Raw genomic sequence first — 20,214 nt, 5'->3', positions numbered from 1 at the left:
CATGGAAGTGTTGCTGAGAACCTTTGCACTGGTCTTGGTACTGGAAGGGATTCTTCCTTTTCTGGTTCCCGAACGATGGCGTCAAACGGTGATCCGGCTGAGCCAGATGAGCGACCGTCAAGTTCGTTCCTTTGGTTTTGGCGCCATCGTGCTGGGGGTTATCCTGTTTCAATGTGTGGTCTGGGTGACGGGCTAGGGCCCCTATTTCGGAAAGGAGAATCATGACCTATCGCTGGCTGTTGCCTGATCATATCGAAGATTTATTTCCAGAATCCGCCTGGTGCCTTGAAGGCGCGCGTCGTCTGTTGCTGGATACCTTGCGGGGACGGGGTTATCAACTCGTCATTCCACCTCTGGTGGAATTTGTGGAGTCCCTGGCAGTGGAGGCAGGGCAAGAACTGGGGCCTTTGACTTTTTCTTTGGTGGATCCTCTTTCCGGGCGTCAATTGGGGTTGCGCTCTGACATGACATTGCAGGCTGCGCGCATCGATGCCCATGGCATGAATCATCAGGGCGTCAATCGGTTGTGTTATGCGGGGGCCGTGGTGCATACCCATCCAGAGGCACCGACCCGTTCCCGGGAACCTTTTCAGGTCGGGGCGGAACTGTATGGCGTGGTTGGTCTGGAAGGCGATCTTGAAATTTTGAACCTGCTATTGGCCTGTCTGGAGCAACTGGGTCTGAAGGAAGTGCGTGTGGATGTGGGACAGGTGGCCCTGTTTCGGCGGATGGTCGAACAGGCCGGATTGAATCGCAGTCAGACTGCGCAGGTGACCGAGATTTTGCAACAACGGGATGTACCTTCCTTGAAACGTTGGGCGCATGCTTTGCCAGCCCCGTGGAACTGGCGTTTTTCTGCCCTGGGTGAGCTCAATGGTTCACCCGGACAGGTTCTGGAAGCAGCGCGTCAGGCATTGGCGGGATGGGCCGATCTGGAATCCATGTTGGCCCCCCTCGATGCCGTTCAACAACATTTGCCCGCCCATACGGCCTTGTCTTTCGATCTGGCAGAATTGCACGGTGTCCATTACCATAGCGGACTGGTTTTTGCTGTCTATTGTCCGGGATTTGCTGAGGCCGTGGCGCGGGGGGGGCGGTATGATGATATCGGTGAGAGTTTTGGGCAGGCGCGTCCAGCCGTGGGGTTCAGTTTGGATCTCAAGGCGCTTCTGCCCCGGTTGAAAACATTCCAATAAACAAGGGAGCAAGGCGCGCATGGCACGCAATGTGGTAGTGGTGGGAACCCAATGGGGCGATGAGGGCAAGGGCAAGCTGGTGGACTGGCTGACGGATCGGGCTCAGGGAGTCGTGCGTTTCCAGGGGGGGCACAATGCGGGTCATACCCTCGTCATCGGTGGACGTAAAACCGTACTCAGTTTGATTCCAGCCGGGATTCTGCGGGATACGGTGACGTGCTATATCGGTAATGGCGTGGTTTTGTCACCCACTGCCCTGATGCGCGAGATTCAGATGCTGGAAACCTCGGGGGTGGATGTCTCCTCACGCCTTTTGATCAGTGAGGCCTGCCCCCTTTTACTTTCCTACCATGTGGCCATCGACAAGGCGCGTGAGGAAGCGCGGGGAGAAGGGCGCATTGGTACCACAGGACGAGGGATCGGCCCGGCCTATGAAGACAAGGTGGCGCGGCGCGGATTGCGGGTTCAGGACATATTTCATCCTGCCCGTCTCGAGACAAAATTGCGTGAGGTACTGGATTACCATAACTTTGTTCTGACCCGGTATTTTGGAAAGGAAGCGCTGGATCTGGAGAAGGTCAAGGATGAGGCTCTCCAGTGGTCAGATCGGCTGCGTCCCCTCGTGACCGATGTGTCGCGATGTTTGCACGACGCTCAACGAAACGGACATAACCTGCTGTTTGAAGGGGCTCAGGGAACCTTGCTGGACATTGATCATGGTACCTATCCCTTTGTGACTTCCAGTAATTGCGTTGCCGGCGCTGCTTCACCGGGTTGTGGCGTGGGTCCACAACAACTCGAGTACGTGTTGGGAATTACCAAGGCTTATACCACCCGCGTGGGTTCTGGCCCGTTTCCCACGGAACTCGATGATGAGGTGGGACGTCGTTTGGCGACACGGGGACACGAGTTTGGCGCTGTGACGGGGCGGGCGCGTCGTACGGGTTGGTTTGATGCCGTGGCTCTCAAACGCGCCATCCAGATCAATGGGGTGTCCGGTCTTTGTGTAACCAAGCTGGATGTCATGGATGGGTTGGAAACCGTCCGGATCTGTACCAGTTATCGGCTGGCAGATGGACAATCCTGTGATATTTTGCCCTTGGGGGCAGAACTCCTGGAGAGTTGTCAGCCGGTATATGAGGAAATGCCTGGCTGGAGTGAGTCCACCATGGGTATGGAACACTACGATCAGCTTCCGCTCAATGCGCGCCGTTATCTGGAACGTTTGGTGGAGATTTGCGAAGTGCCCATCGACGTAGTGTCCACTGGCCCGGATCGGCGCGAAACCATCGTTCTGCGTCACCCCTATGATGCCTGAGAGTCAACTGATTTCTTCGCTCGATCATGAATTGCGTACCCCTCTGGCTGCAATCCAGGGGTTTGTCGCCCTCCTGCAGGAAGGGGGAGGGAGCGCTTCTGAGGAGCGGGAATACCTCCTGCTGATCGCTCGTTCTGCGCAACGGTTGCAGACGTTGCTGGACCAGCATCGGGTCTTTTTGCGTCAGATCCGGACAGAGGTGGACTGATCAGGTTCAGGTGCGTTCAGCGCACCTGACTTAGGGGGTGGACACCGGGAAAATCGCGGGTTTTCGAGATCCGGCAACGGTGTGCATGGTCCTGGATCTGGTCGAAGGGGACCGGTTTGGGAAGGATGGGGACGCCCTTGGGAAATTTTGGGTGTTGTGCCACTTCCTGCGGATCCAGACCGGTGACCACTAAAATACTCATGAAGGTGAGGCTGGGAATGGTGGGGAGGGTATGGAGCATTTCGAATCCATCCATACCGGGCATGAGCAGATCGGTGATGAGCAGATCCGGGGCGTGCTGTCCCATCTGAATGAGCGCATCGTAACCGTTGCGTGCTGAACGCAGATGTAGTTTCATCGGCCACAGTCGGGCTTGGGCTAGGTACAATGTGCGCAGGGCCTCGTCATCTTCCACGATCAGGATTTCAAAGGGAGCCCCTGCGGCGATACTAAGCGGATTTTGTTCCCGTTTCGAGACCAGATTTTCCACGGAGGTCCGGCAGATTCGACGGTGTCCGCCACGGGTTTTCCATGCTTCGAGAATTCCCTGTTCCACCCAAAGTTGCGCCGTACGCAGGGAAACCCCCAGTCGTTTCGAGGCTTCACGGGTGGTGCAGTAGGATTTCAGAACCTGGTCCTGATGAGACATTGTGCGAATCTCGCCAAAAACCTGCAGACCGGCTAAGGTCGATATGGTATAGTTCGTTTCGGGAATTTTCCCACAATTTTTGGTGCCGAGAAGAGGACTCGAACCTCCACAGTGTTGCCACCGCCAGGACCTGAACCTGGTGCGTCTACCAATTTCGCCATCTCGGCCCTACAAGCCCACGCATTCTATAGGATCTATAAACTTTGTCAACCGAAAAATCACTCCGTGCCCAGGATCCATTTTTGGAGCGGGAACAAGCCCAATATGACGAGCCTTTGCCCAGTCGTGAATATATTCTGCTGATTCTGGAACGGGAAGGGATCCCTCTGACGGTGGAACACCTCGAGCGGCTGTTGTCCATCCGGAGTCAGGAGCGGGATCCCTTTGGGCGTCGGTTGCGTGCGATGGAACGGGAAGGCCAGTTGATGCGCAATCGTAAGAATGCGCTGTGCCTGCCAGCCAAACTGGATTTGGTGCGGGCGCGGGTGGAAGCTCATGCGGAAGGCTTTGGTTTTGCACTGCGGGAGGACGACGGCCCGGATATCTTTCTCAGCCCCAAGGAAATGACGCGGGTCCTGCATGGCGATCGTGTCATGGTCCGTCCGGTGGGAACGGATCATCGTGGCCGCCCCGAAGGCGTGATCGTGGAGGTGCTGGAGCACGTCAATACCCATTTGGTGGCCCGTCTTGCCAAGGAGCATGGGGTGCTCTTTGCCGTGGCGGAGAACCGGCGTATCCACCAGGATATCCTGGTGGCGCCGGGGCAGGAAGGAGGAGCAGAACCCGGACAAGTGGTCATGGTGGAGTTACTGTCCCAACCCAGTCGTCAGTCTGAACCCGTGGCCCGGGTCACGGAAATTCTGGGGCGCTACGCCGACTCCGGCATGGAAGTGGAGATTGCCCTGCGCAAGCATGATTTGCCTCATGTTTTCGGGCCTGAAGTGGAAGAGTCGGTGGCCCGTCTGCCCCATGCAGTGATGCCGACTGATCTGGAAGGGCGGGAAGATTTACGCGCTTTGCCCTTGGTCACCATCGATGGGGAGACGGCACGGGATTTTGACGACGCGGTGTATGCGGAACGTCAGGGTGAAGGATTTCGTCTGGTGGTGGCCATTGCAGACGTATCGAACTATGTACAACCGGGTGATGTTCTGGACCAGGAGGCCTATTCTCGGGGTAATAGCGTGTATTTCCCGCGCCGGGTCATTCCCATGTTGCCTGAGGTTCTGAGCAACGGATTGTGTTCTCTCAATCCCGAGGTGGATCGTTTGTGCATGGTCTGTGATTTGCAGGTTTCTTCTCAGGGGGAAGTACTGGGGTACCGTTTTTATCCTGCGGTGATGCACTCCAAAGCACGTCTCACCTATACCGAAGTGGCAGGCATTCTGGCGCATCCCCAGGCTCCGCCGCCGGCACGGCGCCCTTTGGTGCCCCATTTGCTGGCTTTGGATGGGGTTTTTCGGGCTTTCCTGATTGCTCGCCAGAAGCGTGGCGCCATTGATTTTTCCAGCGCGGAAACCCGCATGATTTTCGATGATTTCGGTAAGATCGAAACTATCGAACCGGTGGAACGCAATGATGCCCATCGCCTGATCGAAGAGTGCATGCTGGCGGCCAATGTTTGTGCGGCAGACTTTCTGGATCGGCACCACCATGCCACCCTTCTGAGGATCCATGCGTCTCCCGCCCCCGAGCGCATCCAGGCAGTGCGAGACTTTTTAGGGGAATTCGGTCTGCATTTGCCCGGCGGAGAGAAACCTCGCGCAGCAGACTATGCGCAACTGATCCAGCGCATTGCAGGTCGCCCTGATCAACGACTGCTGGAAACCGTCCTGCTGCGTTCCTTGCAACAGGCGCAGTACAGCCCGGAGAAAATCGGTCATTTCGGATTGGCCTACGATGCTTATACTCACTTTACCTCGCCGATCCGGCGTTACCCCGATCTGCTGGTACACCGCGCCATTCGAGCCGTGCTGGGTGGACATGCCTATACGCCACGCACGCCCTGGAAGGACATTGGGATTCACTGTTCCTACACGGAACGACGGGCCGATGAAGCGACGCGTGAGGTGGAAGGCTGGCTCAAGTGTTTCTTCATGAAGGATCGGGTGGGAGAAGTGTTCAATGGCTCCATCAGTTCGGTGACGCACTTTGGGTTGTTCGTAGCGCTGGATGAGGTCTATGTGGAAGGGTTGGTACACATCTCGGAACTGGGTTCGGACTATTTTCATCATGATGCAGCTCGCCATCAATTGCTGGGTGAACGCACGGGTAAGCGCTATCGCTTGGGAGATCGTCTGCGGGTGCGCCTGGTGCGCGTCGATATGGAAACCCTCAAGATCGATTTCGTGCCGGCAGAGGAAGAAATTCCTGCGGGAAAGCCGACCCGTGCGAAGCGCAAACGCTGAGCGAAAACCTGTAGAGGTCGTTCGAAACTCTGGCCCATGGGGTGGAGGGTAAGAGCGGCAAGTTATAATCGACCTTTGGTCGATGTGAGAGAGTGTGATGTCAAAATTTCAGTTGTTGTACGGTTTTCATGCATTGACCAGTCGTTTGCGTCATCACCCCACTTCCATTCATACCCTGTATGTAGATGGCGAGCGCCAGGATGCGCGTTTGCGCGAGTTTCTTGCCCAGGTTACGGCAGCGGGTCATCATCCTCGCATGGTGGCAGGCGAAAGGCTCGACCGCATGGCCGGGACTCGCCGTCATCAGGGGGTGGTGGCCGAGGTGAGCCCCATCCATGCGGCCCTCGATCTCGATACGGTGGTGGACGAAGCTGGAGCAGACCTTCTGATTCTGGCCCTGGACGGGATACAGGATCCGCATAATCTGGGGGCTTGTCTGCGGGTGGCCGATGCCATGGGGGTACATGCGGTGGTGGCGCCGCGTGACCGTTCCGTTGCCCTGACGGCCACGGTGGCCAAGGTGGCCTCTGGCGCTGCGGATACCGTGCCCTATCTGACCGTGACTAATCTGGTGCGTACCCTGCGTGATTTGCAGGACCATGGTGTTTGGGTGGTGGGAACGGATGATCAGGCGGAAACGGATTTGGAAGGAACCGCCGTGGCGCAACCCATGGTGTGGGTACTGGGGGCGGAAGGAAGCGGTTTGCGGCGTCTCACCCGTGAGGCCTGCGATCAGCGTGTGCGCATTCCCATGCTGGGTTCGGTGGAATCCCTCAATGTCTCGGTGGCGGCCGGGATTTGTCTGTATGAAACGCGGCGACGTCGTCCGCACAGCAGCGCATCGGATCCCGGTTGATGCGCTGGGGAAAATGAGATAGAATCCAGCCTCCCTCAACCCCTTGTCGAAGAAAATGATTTTCTTCGATTGAGTCGCTCCAGGCGATTTCATCCATAAGGAGATGTTATGCGGCATTATGAAGTTGTATTTATCGTTCACCCAGATCAAAGCGAACAGGTTTCAGCCATGGTGGAACGTTATCGTGGTCTGATCACCCAGGGCGGCGGAACCATTCACCGTCTCGAAGACTGGGGGCGGCGTCAATTGGCCTATCCCATCCAGAAAATTCACAAGGCGCACTATGTGTTGATGAATGTGGAGTGCGAACCTGCAGTTCTGACCGAACTGGAAAATGCCTTCCGCTTCAACGACGCGGTGTTGCGCCATCTGACCATTCTGATGAAGGATGCGGTGACCACTCCCTCACCCATGTTGCGGGAAGAGAAACGGGCCCCCCGTGAAGATCGTGAAGTGGAAAGTGCGGAAGTCGTGACTCCTCGTTGAACCGTAATATCGTCGTAGTGAGCGGCGCGGTGGTGAAGGTCGAACCCCTGCGTTATACGCCCAGTGGCTTGTCCGTTATCGAGATGATTCTGCACCATCGGTCGACCCAGCAGGAAGTTGGGCATGAGGTGGTTACGGAATTCGAGATCAGAGTCTGGGTGGCTGGGGACATGGCGCACCGTCTCAGTACAGTTTGCGTCGGGCAGCGGTTGGTGTGTCGGGGCTTTTTGGCTCCCCCCAGTCGTCAGAGCCGACAGTTGGTCTTGAGGGCCAACACTTACCAATTGATTGAAGGAAATAGAGATCATGAGAGCGAATAAAAAGGATGCCAAAAAGGATACTCGGGGGGGCAATCGCGGGGGAATGTTCCGCCGTCGTAAGTTCTGCCGTTTCACCGTGGAAAAGATCGAATGGGTAGATTACAAGGATGTGGAAATTCTGAAAGATTTTGTCAATGAAAACGGCAAGATCATTCCTGCCCGTATCACTGGCACCAAATCCCGTTTTCAGCGCCAACTCGGTACCGCCATCAAGCGTGCCCGTTTTCTGGCACTGATGCCCTACACTGACCTGCACTAAGGAGAGGAAAGATAATGGAAATCATCCTCATGGAAAAAGTGGTCAACCTCGGCCAACTGGGCGATATCGTCAAGGTCAAGGAAGGCTATGCACGTAATTTTCTGATTCCCACGGGGAAGGCCAAGCGTGCCACGACCCATAACAAGGAAGCCTTCGAGGCACGCCGTGCGGAACTGGAAAGGGTACAGACCGAATTGTTGGCCCAAGCTCAGGCACGGGTTGAAAAAATGACCGGACTGCGGGTGCAGATCGCCCAGAAAGCCGGGGTGGACGGACGTCTGTTTGGTTCTGTCACCAATCATGATATTGCCACTGCCCTGCAGGCTCAAGGATTTGACACCCATAAGTCGGAAGTTCGGTTACCCAATGGTCCGCTCAAGATGATCGGGGATCATACCGTTGTTTTGTCCCTGCACAGCGATGTGACAGCGGACATTACGGTGGTGGTTGTGGCCGAGTAATTTCCCCACATGGACAGCACGCTGGATTCTCTGCGGGTTCCGCCTCATAGCATCGAGGCGGAGCAGGCAGTGTTAGGCGGGCTGCTCCTCGATAACCAGGCATGGGACAAGATCGGCGATTTGATCGCCGATTCTGATTTTTATCGAGAGGATCATCGGCGCATCTACCGTGCCATTCTGCTGCTGCTGGAGCAGAATCGACCTGCGGATCTTTTGACGCTCTCCGACCTGCTGGGTCAACGCCAGGAACTGGAAGGTGTGGGCGGCATGGCTTATTTGGCGGCCATGGCCCAGAATACGCCCAGTGCCGCCAATATTCGACGTTATGCCGAAATCGTTCGGGAACGTGCCCTGATGCGCAGTTTGGTGCAAGCAGGGACAGAAATCACCGAAAGCGCTTTTACCCCCACGGGACGTTCTGCTCGTACCCTGTTGGATGAGGCTGAAGCCAGAATCTTTCATATAGCCGAACATGGTTCTCGGGGTGCCCAGGGATTTCGTCCCCTGAGTACTTCCCTGGCAGAAACCGTTACGCGTATCGATGAACTTTACCGGGCAGGCAACCATGATCCGGTGACCGGAGTTCCCACCGGATTTGTGGATCTGGATAAAATGACCGCCGGTTTGCAGGCCGGAGATCTGGTTATTATCGCTGGTCGTCCCTCCATGGGAAAAACCGCTTTGGCACTGAACATGGCGGCGCATGTTGCCTTGGGCCCCAAATTGCCCGTGGGGATTTTCAGTATGGAAATGTCGGCGGGACAGTTGGCCCTGCGTTTACTGAGTCTGCATGGACGTATCGATCAGCAAAGTTTGCGTACGGGTCGTATGCAACCCGAGGATTTCAGTCGTCTGACCCGTGCCTTGGGAGATTTGAGTCAGGCTCCTTTGGAGATTGACGAAAGCGCCGCCTTGAATCCTCTGGACCTGCGCGCAAGGGCACGTCGTTTGCACCGTCAGTATGGGGGATTAGGGTTGTTGGTTATCGATTATCTGCAATTGATGTCCAGTTCCGGTGCAGGGGAAAATCGGGCCACGGAAATTTCTGAAATATCCCGCTCTCTCAAAGCTCTGGCCAAGGAACTCAAAGTCCCGGTGATTGCGCTGTCGCAGTTGAATCGCAGTCTGGAACAGCGTCCCAACAAGCGGCCGGTCATGTCGGATCTCCGTGAATCAGGCGCCATCGAGCAGGATGCCGATGTAATCCTGTTCATCTACCGGGATGAGGTCTACAACGAGAACAGTCCGGACAAGGGATCGGCAGAAGTCATCATCGGCAAACAACGGAATGGTCCAATCGGGACGGTGCGTCTGACCTTCCTGAACCATTACACCCGCTTCGAAAATTTCGCCCAGACGTATTCGGGCCGCCCGTTCTGAGCGTTCCTCCATGGCCCGCGCCAAAAGTGTCTTCGTCTGTCGGGAATGCGGCGGGGAATCTCCGCGCTGGCAGGGCCAATGCCCCCATTGTCAGGCATGGAATACCCTGGCCGAATTTCGGACCGGGGAAGGGAAAGGGAAAGGGAGTGCTCAACGCTCTTCCCTGACCTCGCCCTCCTTGGTTCAGCCCCTCCATCAAGTCAAGGCCGAATCCTTGCAGCGCTTGTCCTCTGGGCTGCCGGAATTCGATCGGGTTCTGGGCGGGGGATTCGTGCCGGGAGGGGTGGTATTGCTGGGCGGGGATCCGGGGATTGGCAAATCCACCCTTTTGTTGCAATCCCTGGCTCAGGTAGGAAAACAGCACGGTGTCCTGTATGTGACAGGGGAAGAATCCCCAGAGCAGGTGGCAGAGCGGGCGCGTCGTCTGCAACTGTCGGGGGCTGCGGTGGATCTGTTGGCCGAAACGCGCTTGCAGGCAGTGGAAGCGGTGATTCGGGAGCGCCAGCCGCAACTGGTGGTCATCGACTCCATACAAACCCTGTACAGCGATGCGCTGGAAGCTGCGCCGGGCTCGGTATCCCAGGTGCGTGACTGTGCGGCCCAACTGACGCGCCTGGCCAAGAGTGGCGGTCCGGTGATGATCCTGGTGGGGCATGTCACCAAGGAGGGCACCTTGGCTGGTCCGCGTATCCTCGAGCATATGGTGGACACAGTGCTGTATTTCGAGGGGGATGGCAGTTCCAGTTATCGTTTGATTCGCGCGATCAAGAACCGTTTTGGGGCGGTGAATGAATTGGGTGTCTTTGGGATGACCGAGACGGGTTTGCGCGAAGTCAGCAATCCTTCCGCCTTGTTCATGTCCCGTCATGCACAACCGGTATCTGGTTCTTGCGCCACGGTGACCCTGGAAGGCACCCGCCCTCTGGCGGTGGAGATTCAGGCGCTGCTGGATGAGAGTCGGATGGGTATTCCGCGTCGGCTCACGGTGGGACTGGAGCAAAATCGTCTGGCCCTGCTCCTGGCGGTGCTACATCGTCATGCTGGGGTGTCCTGTGGGGACCAGGATGTCTTCGTCAATGCCGTGGCTGGGGTGAGGATTGGCGAACCTGCTGCGGATCTGGCCATCCTGTTGGCCATTGTCTCCAGTTTGCGCAATCGTCCCCTGCCGCCTGGTTGGGTGGTGTTTGGTGAAGTAGGGTTGGCGGGGGAGGTACGCCCCGTTCAGCGTGGTCTGGAGCGCTTGCGCGAAGCTGCAAAGTTGGGTTTTGCGGTGGCTCTGATACCCCGTGCCAATGCCCCTCGGCAGATACCCGACGGGATTCGTCTCATTACAGTGGAACGGGTCGAAGAAGCGGTTCAGGCTTTTCGGGATGGGTCGTAGTCACTTTCGATCTGAATGATTTCGCCGCTTCGTCCGCGACTATCCGGACCCAGCCAGTACTGGTAATGAGGCATGAGAGATGAAATATTCGGTAGACATTCCGGCACTTCACCGGGATGGGTGCGATGGCGCATCGGGGATGCGACGGGGCCTGGAATCAGGACATTGAAGCGCAGGTCGGAGTCATCCCGGTGCTCCTGGGCAAAGAGTCGAGCCAAGGCAATCAGGCTGGCCTGGCTCAGTCCAAATCCCCCCCAGTAGACATCCGGGGACAGGCCATGTTGTTCGGCGGTAAATAGAACCGCACCATCTGGTGCTGCCTCCAGCAGAGGTAAACAGGCGCGCGTGAGGGCGAAGGGCGCGAACAGGTTAGTGGTAAAAGCCTTTTCCCAATGATTCAGTCTTTGTTGGGAAAGTTTGCTTAACTTTATAAATTGACTGGCACTATGCAGAATTCCGTCGAGTCTGCCCAAGGCCTGGGTCAGGGTGACCGCCAGGGCCTCGAAACGAGAATCGTCGGCTTGGGCCAGATCAAAGGGAAGAATCACCGGTTGGGGGTGTCCGGCAGAGACGATCTCATCGTATACCCCATCGAGGCGGGATTCATTGCGGCCGAGCAGGACCGTGGTGGCCCCCGCAGTCGCCAGTGCGCGTGCGGCATGGCGTCCCAGTCCGGAACTGGCACCGGTGACCAAAATGACCCGATCATTCAATATCATGGTTGAAGCCTCCAATGTTTCCGTCCTTGCCATTGTAATCCAGGAGGGATCATTTGCCGAATTTGACGGCCAGTGAAGAACAGGAGTAAGGTTGTCCCAGTTGTCGGGAGTTGAGGAAGGGGTTTTTTGTTATAATCAAATATTATTAAAAGCAAATTTAATTCGCATTGCAAAGGTCATGGAAAATCGCACGGCTCGTTTGAGTGTCCTAATCGATCCCGTCAAAAAAGAAATTTTTGAGGAGATCTGTCGTTTGCATGATTTGACACCTTCCCAGGTGGTGCGCCAGATGATCCGGGAATTCATCCACACCCGGGGTTCTTCCGAGCAACTGGCGCGCATGCCGCGCAGCCGTTTATCCCAGGACTGAACCCATGCCCTTGCTGCCCCTCGATCTCGTTGGACTGATTCTCACAGGGTGGAGCGGGTTGGGTCTGCTGGGACTGGTGCTACCCGCCCGCCTGGGGCGGTGCCTGTTGTTTCCCCTGATTGCCGGGTTATCTGCCCTCATGGCAGGGGCGGGGCTTTGGGCCCTGCAGGGAGGAGCACAGACTTTGGTACTGCCCATCGGATTGCCGGGGATGCCCTTTCATTTGCGTCTCGACGTTCTGTCAGCGTTTTTTCTGACGCTGCTGGGCTTGGCAGGGAGTGGGATTAGCGCTTATGCAACGGGATACTTTCGGCACATGGCAGAAACTCAACCAGGCGATTTTCAGCGCCTGATTTTGCTCTATGCGCTTTTTCTCGCCAGTATGGGGATGGTACTGGTGGCGGATGATGCCTATTTCTTCATGGTGGCCTGGGAAAGCATGGCGCTTTCTTCCTATTTTCTGGTGACCACCGATCATGAGATTCCGGCAATTCGTGAGGCGGGTTTTCTGTATCTCCTGATGGCGCATCTGGGCGCTATTGCCTTGCTGTTGTGTTTCGGCTTGTTACAAAGTGGCACAGGCGGTGATTATGCCTTTGCCACGCTCCGGCATCATTCTTTGACGAGTTTCTGGTCGAGTACGGCATTTATTCTGGCGTTAATCGGGTTTGGTGCCAAGGCCGGCTTGCTGCCACTCCACACCTGGTTGCCTGAAGCCCATCCCGCTGCACCTTCTCCGGTGTCGGCGCTGATGAGCGGGATCATGCTCAAAATGGCCTTGTATGGCTTGTTACGGGTACTTTTCGATCTGCTTGGACAGCCCTTGTGGTGGTGGGGGGCGCTTCTGGTGGGATTGGGTTCCTTGACGGCACTCTTCGGCGTGCTTTTCGCCGCTGTCCAATCTGATATCAAGCGTTTGTTGGCCTGGTCTTCCGTGGAAAACATGGGGCTGATTCTGAGTGGATTGGGTTTGACCTTGTTGTTTCATGGAGCCGGGCAAGAAACCGTTGCTGCCCTGGCCCTGGCGGCGGTGTTGTATCACGCCCTCAATCATGCCTTTTTCAAGGGATTGTTGTTTTTGGGTGCGGGATCGGTGTTGCATGCCACGGCGGAACGGAACATGGCCAAATTAGGGGGGCTGATCCGTGTCATGCCCTGGGTGGCGGGATTGAGTTTGGTGGGCGCTCTGTCACTGGCCGGATTGCCGCCTTTCAACGGGTTTGTTTCGGAGTGGCTGTTGTTGCAGGCCTATTTGCTGCGTCCTGATCTGCCGCAGCCCTGGCTCAATATGGTACTGCCTCTGGGGGCCGCAGTGCTGGCATTGGTCGGGGCCCTGGCGGGTTTTGCCATGGTCAAGTTTTATGGCATCGTTTTTTTGGGGCAGGCGCGGGGTCTGGTGCTGAGTGAGGTACAGGATATCGGTGTTTGGGAGCGTTTCGGAATGGGGTGGATGGCCTTGGGTTGTGTGCTGTTGGGCCTATTTCCCAGTTCGGTCATCCTGCAACTGGATACGGTGACCCATGCGCTGGTGGGGCAGGGATTGGGTGCCAGTGCTGCCCGACACGGCTGGTTATGGGTCACCCCGGTTTCTGCCAACCGAGCGAGTTACAGTCCGCTGATCCTGTTTGCCGTCATTGGGGTGAGTGTGGGTTTGACCTTTCTGGGGGTACGCCGGTTTTTTCATGGTCGGTGGCGACGGGCACCGGCCTGGGACTGCGGCTATCCTTTCCAGACTGCGCGCATGCAGGATAGTGCCGATGGGTTTGGCCAACCGATCAAGCAGATTTTCGAATCATTCTTTGGCCTGTCACGGGAGATTCCCAGCCCCTTTGATTCTCATCCGCACTACCACAGCGAGGTACGCGATCCACTTTGGGCTCTCTGTTATTTGCCGCTGGTGCGGGGCGTAGCCCGTCTGGTGAAATGGGTGGGGGTGTTGCAGCAGGGGCGTATCTCCACCTATCTGCTGTTCAGTTTTACCACACTGATGGCCTTGCTGGCACTCGTGACAGGGAGCCGGCCATGACGTTGGTAAACTGGTTGCTTCAAGGGGGGCAGGAAATTCTGGGTGTTCTGCTGGCGCCGCTGTTGATGGGTTGGGTAGGGATTTGGCGGGCCTGGCTGCAAAATCGACAAGCGCCTCCCTTGACACAGCCTTATCGGCAGTTATTCAAGTTATTTCACAAGGAAGTGGTGATTGCGGAAACAGCATCTCCTCTATTCCGTGTGACCCCCTATCTTCTTTTCGGGTGTATGGGTTTGACCGCCAGTTTGATTCCCATGGTCATCACCGATCTCCCTCTGGCTGGCGCAGTGGACGTGATCGCTCTGGTGGGGTTGCTGTCCCTGGCCAGGGTGTTTTTGGCACTGGCAGCCATGGATGTGGGGACGGCTTTTGGTTCGCTGGGGGCGCGCCGTGAAATGTTGGTGTCCTTTCTGGCAGAGCCGGCACTCCTCATGGTGTTTTTTACCATTGCGTCTCTCAATGCCAGTACCTCCCTGCGTTTCATGGTGACCGGATTTGCTGCACGCGGATTTTATCTCTATCCCAGTCTGGCCTTTGCCGGGGTTGCTTTCCTGATGGTGCTGCTGGCGGAGAATGGACGGATCCCGGTGGACAACCCTGAGACACATCTGGAACTGACGATGATCCATGAAGCCATGATCCTGGAATATTCGGGACGTCATCTGGCCCTCATCGAATGGGCCAATGCCCTAAAATTATTGATCTATTTCAGCCTTGGCTTTGCGCTTTTCCTGCCCTTTGGTCTGACGGATAGTCAGCGGGGATGGGGGATCCTGGGGGCTCTGATCCTGTTTCTTCTTAAATTGACGGTGATGGGTGCGGGCTTGGCCGTACTGGAAACCGTTTCGGCCAAACAGCGTTTATTTCGTGTTCCGGAATATCTGGGAACCGCATTTCTGCTGGCGGTATTGGCCATTCTGTTGCATTATCTGCTGGGTTCCTGAGCATGAGTCACTGGAACCCGGCTCCCTTTGCACAGCAACTACTCGATCTGTTTGCCTCGTTATTGCTTCTGATCGCCTTTGCCATGCTTTCCCAGCGCCGCATCCTGACCTTGATCCACCTCTTTGCCTGGCAAGGTTTGATCCTGACCTTGTCCATTGCGGACAGTGCCTGGCTGACGCATCAACCCCATTTGTATTATTCGGCGGCCTTGACCTTGATCATCAAGGTCCTGATTCTCCCCCTGCTGTTGCATCGCCTGATTCGCCGTCTCGACGTGGTATGGGACGTGGAAACCTTGATCAACATTCCCACCACGATGCTGGTGGGGATTGGTCTGGTGGTTTTCTCCTTCAATCTGGCTCTGCCTATTTCACACTTTTCCAGCACCATCCTGCGCAATACCCTGGGCATTGCCCTGGCCAGTGTGTTGCTGTCTTTCATGATGATGATTACGCGCCGTAAAGCGGTGCCCCAGGTCATTGGTTTTCTGGCCCTGGAAAATGGCCTGTTTCTGGCGGCTACCTCAGCCACTTATGGCATGCCCATGGTGGTGGAACTGGGGGTGGCCCTCGACGTGCTGGTGGGAATGTTTATTTTTGGGATCTTCTTTTTTCAGATTCGTGAAACCTTCGACAGTCTGGATATCCGCCACATGGAAAAACTCAAGGAAGAATGACATGGAGATTTGGGTACTGTTAAGTTTTCCGTTGCTGGGCGGGCTTTGGCTGGGCGCAACGGGGCAACGGGCACAGGCACCGCTGGTCAATCTTCTTTTCAGTCTTGCCACTCTGGGGGCTGCAGGGTTCCTGGCAGTGCGCGTGCTACAGGAGGGTCGGGTGAGTGCCTGGGATGAACAGTTCGTGGTGGACCCCTTCAATGTCTTTCTGGTGGGGTTGACGGCTTTTGTGGGCATGACGACGGCGTGGTTCTCGCGCTCCTATGTGGGGAATGAAGTGCAGCATGGGCGGCTTTCGGCGAGCCGTTTGCGTCTTTATCACGGCATGTATCAGGCTTTCCTGTTCACCTTATTGGTGGCTTTGACCACCAATAATCTGGGGTTGTTGTGGGTGGCCATGGAGGCGGCGACCTTGACCACGGTATTGTTGGTGTCCTTGTATCGAACCCCGGCCAGTCTGGAAGCCGCCTGGAAATATTTCATTCTGTGCGGTGTCGGTATCGCCCAAGCCCTCTTTGGCACCATATTGCTCTATTTTGCTGCAGAAAAAGTTCTGGGAGAAGGGGGGAACGCCTTGCTCTGGACCCATCTGGCCCAGGTCAAGGGGCAACTGGAGCCCACCATCGTTTCTTTGGCCTTCGTATTTTTGCTGGTGGGGTATGGCACCAAAGTGGGACTTGCCCCACTCCACAACTGGCTGCCCGATGCCCATGCTGAAGGTCCAACGCCCATTTCTGCCGTGCTGTCCGGTTTGCTGCTCAATGTGGCCCTGTATGCGATATTACGTACCAAAGTGCTGGTGGACGGCGCTCTGCACCAACCTTTCGCCGGGCATCTGATGATGGGGTTTGGAGTCTTCAGCGTGGCCGTGGCAGCGCTTTTTCTGATGCGTCAGAAGGACATCAAACGTCTTTTCGCTTATTCTTCCATTGAGCACATGGGGTTGATGACGTTTGCTTTCGGGATGGGGGGAGCGGTAGCGAATTTTGCCGGACTATTGCACATGACGATGCATTCCCTCACCAAATCCGCCATTTTTTTTGCCGTGGGTCACGCCAGCCAGAAAAGCGGGACGCAACTCATGACGCAGATTCGGGGCTTGATCCGTACCAGTCCCACCATCGGTTGGGGGTTATTGCTGGGCGCACTGGCCATCCTCGGCATGCCCCCTTTCGGCGTCTTTGCCAGCGAATTTCTGATCTTGACCACGGCCATGCATGAACAGCCCTGGGCCACCCCCATTTTGCTGGGTGCCTTGGGAGTAGCCTTTGCGGCGATTTTTGGTAAGGTTCAACCCATGGTCTTCGGTCCCGCAACCGGGCAGCGCCTGCCCCATCCTCCGGCCATCCTGCCGGTATTCCTGCACTTGACCCTAGTCTTGATCCTTGGCCTTTATCTGCCGCCAGTCCTGGCGACCTGGTATCGTCAGGCTGCAGCGCTGCTGGGTTAGGACAATGATGACTTCGATGCCTCCCCTGCAGACCTTGCCTGGTGTTGTGCCGGCTTGGCAGGAAACGGTATCCCGGGAGGATCTGCGGAGTCTCTGTCTGACGCAAAAGGAACAGGGTGCGCGCCTGGTTTCTCTGTGGGGCAGTGATGAAGGGGAAGAAAATTTTGACCTGCATCTGGCCCTGGCGGTGCAGGGAGGACTACGCTGGCTACGGGTATCTCTTCCCGCCCATGACCCCACCTACCCAGCATTGGACGATGTGTTTGCCAATGCCAATCGTTTGCAACGCGCCACCCATGATCTGCTGGGTCTGCTTGCCCAGGGAGCCGCAGAGAGTCGCCCTTGGTTGCGCCACAGCGCTTGGCCCGCTGACCGTTTCCCCCTGCGGAAAGGAGAAGACGGACAAGTTTACCCACCTCTGGTACGGGAACCCTATCCTTTTGTCACGGTGAGCGGGCAGGGGGTACATGAAATCCCCGTGGGGCCGGTGCATGCCGGCATCATCGAACCGGGGCATTTTCGCTTTTCCGTGGTGGGAGAACGGGTGCTGCGTCTCGATACTCAATTGGGGTATACCCACAAGGGGATCGAGAAACGGGCCGAATCTCTTGCTCCGGCGGCCTTGATCCATCTGGCCGGAAGAGTATCTGGCGACAGTACGGTGGCCGGTGCCTGGGCGACGGCTCAGGCGCTGGAATCCATTTTGGGGCGTCAGATTCCGGAACGAGCCGAATGGCTGCGTGCCCTCTGGCTGGAAAGGGAACGTCTGGTCAATCATTTGGGAGATTTGGGGTACCTATGCAACGATGTGGGGTTGAGTGCAGGGTTTTCCCTGTTTTGGGCGCTCAAGGAAACCGCCTTGCGTACCCACGAAAAACTGGTGGGACACCGTTATCTGCATGACCAGATTCAGTTAGGGGGCGTGGCCCGGGCATTGACGGTCTCTGACTGTCAATCCCTGCGGGAGGAAGGTGTGACTCTGGAGCGGGAAGTGCATCGTTTGCAGGAATTGTTACAGGAACACGCGGGGGTACAGGACCGCTATGTGAGCACGGGAAGGGTGACCCCGGAGTTGGCTGCCCGTCTTGGTTTGGTGGGGTTGGCAGGACGAGCCTCGGCTCAGGCATGGGACCTGCGCGTGTCCTGTCCCACGCCCCCCTATGCACAGGCTGAAGTGCGCATGGCGACTCGCACTCAGGGCGATGTGGCCGCAAGGGTGGCCGTGCGCTTTGATGAAGTTTTTGAATCCTTGCGTCTGATTCGTCATTTCATCGAGTATTTGCCGTCTGGACCGAGCCTTTGGAACGACACGCCCCCCTTGCGGGCAGGAGTCGGGGTGGGTTGGGTGGAGGGGTGGCGCGGCGAGGTATTCGTAGCCCTGGAACTGGGGGCGCAGGGGCAGGTACGACGCTGGCATCCGGAAGATGTGTCCATGAGCAACTGGCCCGTTCTGGAACATGCGGTGCAGGGCAATATCGTGCCGGATTTTCCTTTGATCAACAAGTCCTTTAACTTGAGTTACAGCGGGCAGGATGGATGATGGCCAATATTTTGAACGAGATTTTACGCCATGGAGTGCGCAGTGAACCCTTTTCCTGGCCGCAGGCTGACCTAGAAACTTGGCAACAGGCTTTGTGGCAGCGCTTTGGACGGGCCCTGGTGATTCGCCATGTGGATGCGGGGTCGTGCAACGGCTGTGAACTGGAAATCCATGCGCTCAATGCTCCCCAGTACAACTTGACGGGGCTGGGCCTACATTTTTCTGCCAGTCCGCGCCATGCCGACCTGTTGTTGGTGACCGGTCCCGTTTCCCGACACATGGAGGAGGCTCTGCGTCGCACCTACGCGGCATTGCCGGAACCCCGTTGGGTGGTGGCGGTGGGGGACTGTGGACGCGATGGGGGGGTGTTTGGAAAATCCTATGCCTGTTTGGGTGGGGTCAGTCAGGTCATTCCGGTGGACGTGGTGGTGGCGGGCTGTCCCCCGACGCCGTTGCAACTGCTGGCAGGGATCTGGCGGGCAGTGACGAGCGCCAAAGGCTCGACCCTACCCCGGCCAGAATGACCACTCCAATGCCGAGCCAGGTTGTCAGGGCGGGACGTTCGGTAAAAACAACCATCCCCAGCAGGGTGGAGAAGACGATGGTGCCATAGGCCAGATTGGCAACCACCAAGGTTATTCCAGTGCGGTAGGCGCGTGTCATGGTCAGTTGTCCGAGGGTGGCAAAGAGCCCCAATCCGGCCAGAATGCCCAGAGAATGAAGGGACCAGGCATGGGCAGGTTGAAAGGGCAGGGCCAGACCGGTCACCACAGTGGAGAGGGTGGTGAAGTAAAACACCACCCGCCAGTCCGGTTCGCCCAGACGGGCCATGCTACGAATCTGGGCGTAGGAGAATCCGGCGCTCATGCCCGACAGTAAACCAATTCCTGCATACCCCCACTGTTGGGGCGTCAGATGGGGCTGTAACAACAGAATCACCCCCCCGAATCCCAGTCCCAGAAGCCCCAGCAATCCGGGTCGGGAATCGTGGGGTTGGGTGAAGCGCAGGATGGCTGCCAGAAAAATGGGAGAGGTATAATTAAGGGTGACGGCAGTGGCCAGAGGCAAATGGGCCAAGGCCAGAAAATACAGCCAGAGAGAGATCAGTCCAGACAGACTGCGCCCCAGATGGCGGAGCCAATGTACAGAGGCATAGGCCCTGAGGGGTTGGCGGGCCATGATCAAGAGGAAAAGCATACCAAACAGTGAACGATAAAATACCAGTTCCGAAGCACTGAAATCCTGTGCGCCCCACTTGACAAAGACTCCCATCAGAGCGAAGTTTAGACCCGCCACCAACATCCAGAGAGAACCCGAAAGGGAGGGGTGTGGCTGAGGGGTTGGGGTCACAGGAAGATCGGTCAAGAGGGAGGAAGAAGCATTATAAGCGGAGATCTTCTTGCGTACTGTAACCGGGGGCCGTTTTGCTTCGGAGGGTCTAATTCTGACTTAAGATCGAGGGTTCATGATGTTCGCTTTTCTAAAGGAACCTTAACCGGGAAGAACCATTTGTTACAATCGCAAAAGTGCCCATTGGTATAATTTGCTGGTACAAATTACCACTCA

At 56.7% G+C, this 20,214-nt stretch carries 22 protein-coding genes and 1 tRNA gene; 19 read left to right on the top strand and 4 right to left on the bottom strand.

Features of this window, described 5'->3' with window-relative positions; genetic code table 11:
* Nucleotide 1 precedes the first annotated feature (1 nt).
* From IV91_RS0100250 to IV91_RS0100235, 4 genes are read left to right on the top strand one after another with little or no spacing between them, the layout of a single operon-like run.
* The gene (locus IV91_RS0100250; protein ID WP_031595086.1) at nt 2-196 is read left to right on the top strand and encodes a DUF2065 domain-containing protein; all 195 of its coding nucleotides are present in this window, start codon (nt 2-4) and stop codon (nt 194-196) included.
* 25 nt (nt 197-221) lie between these two features.
* Entirely contained in the window at nt 222-1,196 is a 975-nt protein-coding gene (locus IV91_RS0100245; RefSeq protein WP_035416864.1) for an ATP phosphoribosyltransferase regulatory subunit, read from the top strand.
* 19 nt (nt 1,197-1,215) lie between these two features.
* Nucleotides 1,216-2,514 (top strand): adenylosuccinate synthase, encoded by a 1,299-nt coding sequence (locus IV91_RS0100240; RefSeq protein ID WP_031595083.1) that lies wholly within the window; start codon nt 1,216-1,218, stop codon nt 2,512-2,514.
* Nucleotides 2,504-2,722 carry a histidine kinase dimerization/phospho-acceptor domain-containing protein gene (locus IV91_RS0100235; protein ID WP_084189791.1) on the top strand — a complete coding sequence of 73 codons (219 nt, stop codon included), beginning with the start codon at nt 2,504-2,506 and terminating at the stop codon, nt 2,720-2,722. The genes IV91_RS0100240 and IV91_RS0100235 overlap by 11 nt, the downstream gene beginning before the upstream one ends.
* 16 nt (nt 2,723-2,738) lie before the next feature.
* Here the strand turns inward: IV91_RS0100235 and IV91_RS0100230 are convergent, their stop codons facing one another.
* Together IV91_RS0100230 and IV91_RS0100225 are read right to left on the bottom strand one after the other, a co-directional pair.
* Nucleotides 2,739-3,371 (bottom strand): response regulator, encoded by a 633-nt coding sequence (locus IV91_RS0100230; protein WP_051861741.1) that lies wholly within the window; start codon nt 3,369-3,371, stop codon nt 2,739-2,741.
* 80 nt (nt 3,372-3,451) lie between these two features.
* Nucleotides 3,452-3,538: transfer RNA gene (locus IV91_RS0100225), tRNA-Leu, on the bottom strand.
* A gap of 36 nt (nt 3,539-3,574) precedes the next feature.
* Between IV91_RS0100225 and rnr the strand changes: the two genes are divergently transcribed.
* The 8 genes from rnr (at nt 3,575) to radA (ending at nt 10,922) form a co-directional block, all read left to right on the top strand.
* Entirely contained in the window at nt 3,575-5,779 is a 2,205-nt protein-coding gene (gene rnr / locus IV91_RS0100220) for a ribonuclease R (RefSeq protein ID WP_051861739.1), read from the top strand.
* 97 nt (nt 5,780-5,876) lie between these two features.
* Nucleotides 5,877-6,635: a 23S rRNA (guanosine(2251)-2'-O)-methyltransferase RlmB gene (gene rlmB, locus IV91_RS0100215; RefSeq protein ID WP_031595079.1), complete on the top strand. Its 759-nt coding sequence runs from the start codon at nt 5,877-5,879 to the stop codon at nt 6,633-6,635.
* Between the two features lie 108 nt (nt 6,636-6,743).
* Entirely contained in the window at nt 6,744-7,121 is a 378-nt protein-coding gene (gene rpsF / locus IV91_RS0100210; RefSeq protein WP_035416863.1) for a 30S ribosomal protein S6, read from the top strand.
* The gene (gene priB / locus IV91_RS0100205) at nt 7,118-7,441 is read left to right on the top strand and encodes a primosomal replication protein N (protein ID WP_051861737.1); all 324 of its coding nucleotides are present in this window, start codon (nt 7,118-7,120) and stop codon (nt 7,439-7,441) included. The genes rpsF and priB overlap by 4 nt, the downstream gene beginning before the upstream one ends.
* The gene (gene rpsR, locus IV91_RS0100200) at nt 7,428-7,700 is read left to right on the top strand and encodes a 30S ribosomal protein S18 (protein ID WP_031595076.1); all 273 of its coding nucleotides are present in this window, start codon (nt 7,428-7,430) and stop codon (nt 7,698-7,700) included. The genes priB and rpsR overlap by 14 nt, the downstream gene beginning before the upstream one ends.
* Before the next feature lie 14 nt (nt 7,701-7,714).
* Nucleotides 7,715-8,161, top strand: coding sequence for a 50S ribosomal protein L9 (rplI, locus tag IV91_RS0100195; RefSeq protein WP_031595075.1), 447 nt, complete (start codon nt 7,715-7,717; stop codon nt 8,159-8,161).
* A 9-nt stretch (nt 8,162-8,170) separates the two neighbouring features.
* Nucleotides 8,171-9,541: a replicative DNA helicase gene (gene dnaB, locus IV91_RS0100190; RefSeq protein ID WP_031595073.1), complete on the top strand. Its 1,371-nt coding sequence runs from the start codon at nt 8,171-8,173 to the stop codon at nt 9,539-9,541.
* A gap of 10 nt (nt 9,542-9,551) precedes the next feature.
* Complete coding sequence (radA, locus tag IV91_RS0100185) at nt 9,552-10,922, top strand: DNA repair protein RadA (RefSeq protein ID WP_031595072.1); 1,371 nt, start codon at nt 9,552-9,554, stop codon at nt 10,920-10,922.
* On the opposite strand, the gene IV91_RS0100180 is transcribed toward radA, so the two are convergent.
* Entirely contained in the window at nt 10,898-11,641 is a 744-nt protein-coding gene (locus IV91_RS0100180) for an SDR family NAD(P)-dependent oxidoreductase (protein WP_031595071.1), read from the bottom strand. The genes radA and IV91_RS0100180 overlap by 25 nt on opposite strands.
* A gap of 178 nt (nt 11,642-11,819) precedes the next feature.
* Here IV91_RS0100180 and IV91_RS0100175 point away from each other — a divergent pair, with 178 nt between their 5' ends.
* Genes IV91_RS0100175 through IV91_RS17015 form a run of 7 tightly spaced genes read left to right on the top strand, consistent with a single transcriptional unit; the run spans nt 11,820 to nt 19,172 of the window.
* On the top strand, nt 11,820-12,011 hold the full coding sequence (locus IV91_RS0100175) for a hypothetical protein (protein WP_051861743.1): 192 nt from the start codon (nt 11,820-11,822) through the stop codon (nt 12,009-12,011).
* A gap of 4 nt (nt 12,012-12,015) precedes the next feature.
* Nucleotides 12,016-14,037 carry a hydrogenase 4 subunit B gene (gene hyfB, locus IV91_RS0100170; RefSeq protein WP_031595067.1) on the top strand — a complete coding sequence of 674 codons (2,022 nt, stop codon included), beginning with the start codon at nt 12,016-12,018 and terminating at the stop codon, nt 14,035-14,037.
* Entirely contained in the window at nt 14,034-14,981 is a 948-nt protein-coding gene (locus IV91_RS0100165) for a respiratory chain complex I subunit 1 family protein (RefSeq protein ID WP_031595066.1), read from the top strand. The genes hyfB and IV91_RS0100165 overlap by 4 nt, the downstream gene beginning before the upstream one ends.
* Nucleotides 14,982-14,983: 2 nt before the next feature.
* Entirely contained in the window at nt 14,984-15,658 is a 675-nt protein-coding gene (locus IV91_RS0100160; RefSeq protein WP_031595063.1) for a formate hydrogenlyase, read from the top strand.
* A 1-nt stretch (nt 15,659) separates the two neighbouring features.
* On the top strand, nt 15,660-17,108 hold the full coding sequence (locus IV91_RS0100155) for a hydrogenase 4 subunit F (protein WP_031595061.1): 1,449 nt from the start codon (nt 15,660-15,662) through the stop codon (nt 17,106-17,108).
* 16 nt (nt 17,109-17,124) lie between these two features.
* Nucleotides 17,125-18,648 (top strand): hydrogenase large subunit, encoded by a 1,524-nt coding sequence (locus IV91_RS0100150; RefSeq protein WP_233418363.1) that lies wholly within the window; start codon nt 17,125-17,127, stop codon nt 18,646-18,648.
* Nucleotides 18,648-19,172: an NADH-quinone oxidoreductase subunit B family protein gene (locus tag IV91_RS17015; RefSeq protein WP_082783201.1), complete on the top strand. Its 525-nt coding sequence runs from the start codon at nt 18,648-18,650 to the stop codon at nt 19,170-19,172. The genes IV91_RS0100150 and IV91_RS17015 overlap by 1 nt, the downstream gene beginning before the upstream one ends.
* Here the strand turns inward: IV91_RS17015 and IV91_RS0100145 are convergent.
* Entirely contained in the window at nt 19,057-19,998 is a 942-nt protein-coding gene (locus IV91_RS0100145; RefSeq protein ID WP_200874289.1) for a DMT family transporter, read from the bottom strand. The genes IV91_RS17015 and IV91_RS0100145 overlap by 116 nt on opposite strands.
* Between the last annotated feature and the right edge of the window lie 216 nt (nt 19,999-20,214).

Origin of the sequence: Ferrovum myxofaciens (genome assembly GCF_000735045.1) — a bacterium.
Taxonomy (GTDB): Bacteria; Pseudomonadota; Gammaproteobacteria; order Burkholderiales; family Ferrovaceae; genus Ferrovum; species Ferrovum myxofaciens.
Note: the sequence above shows the minus strand (reverse complement) of the source record. Positions and strands in the feature narration are given on the sequence as shown.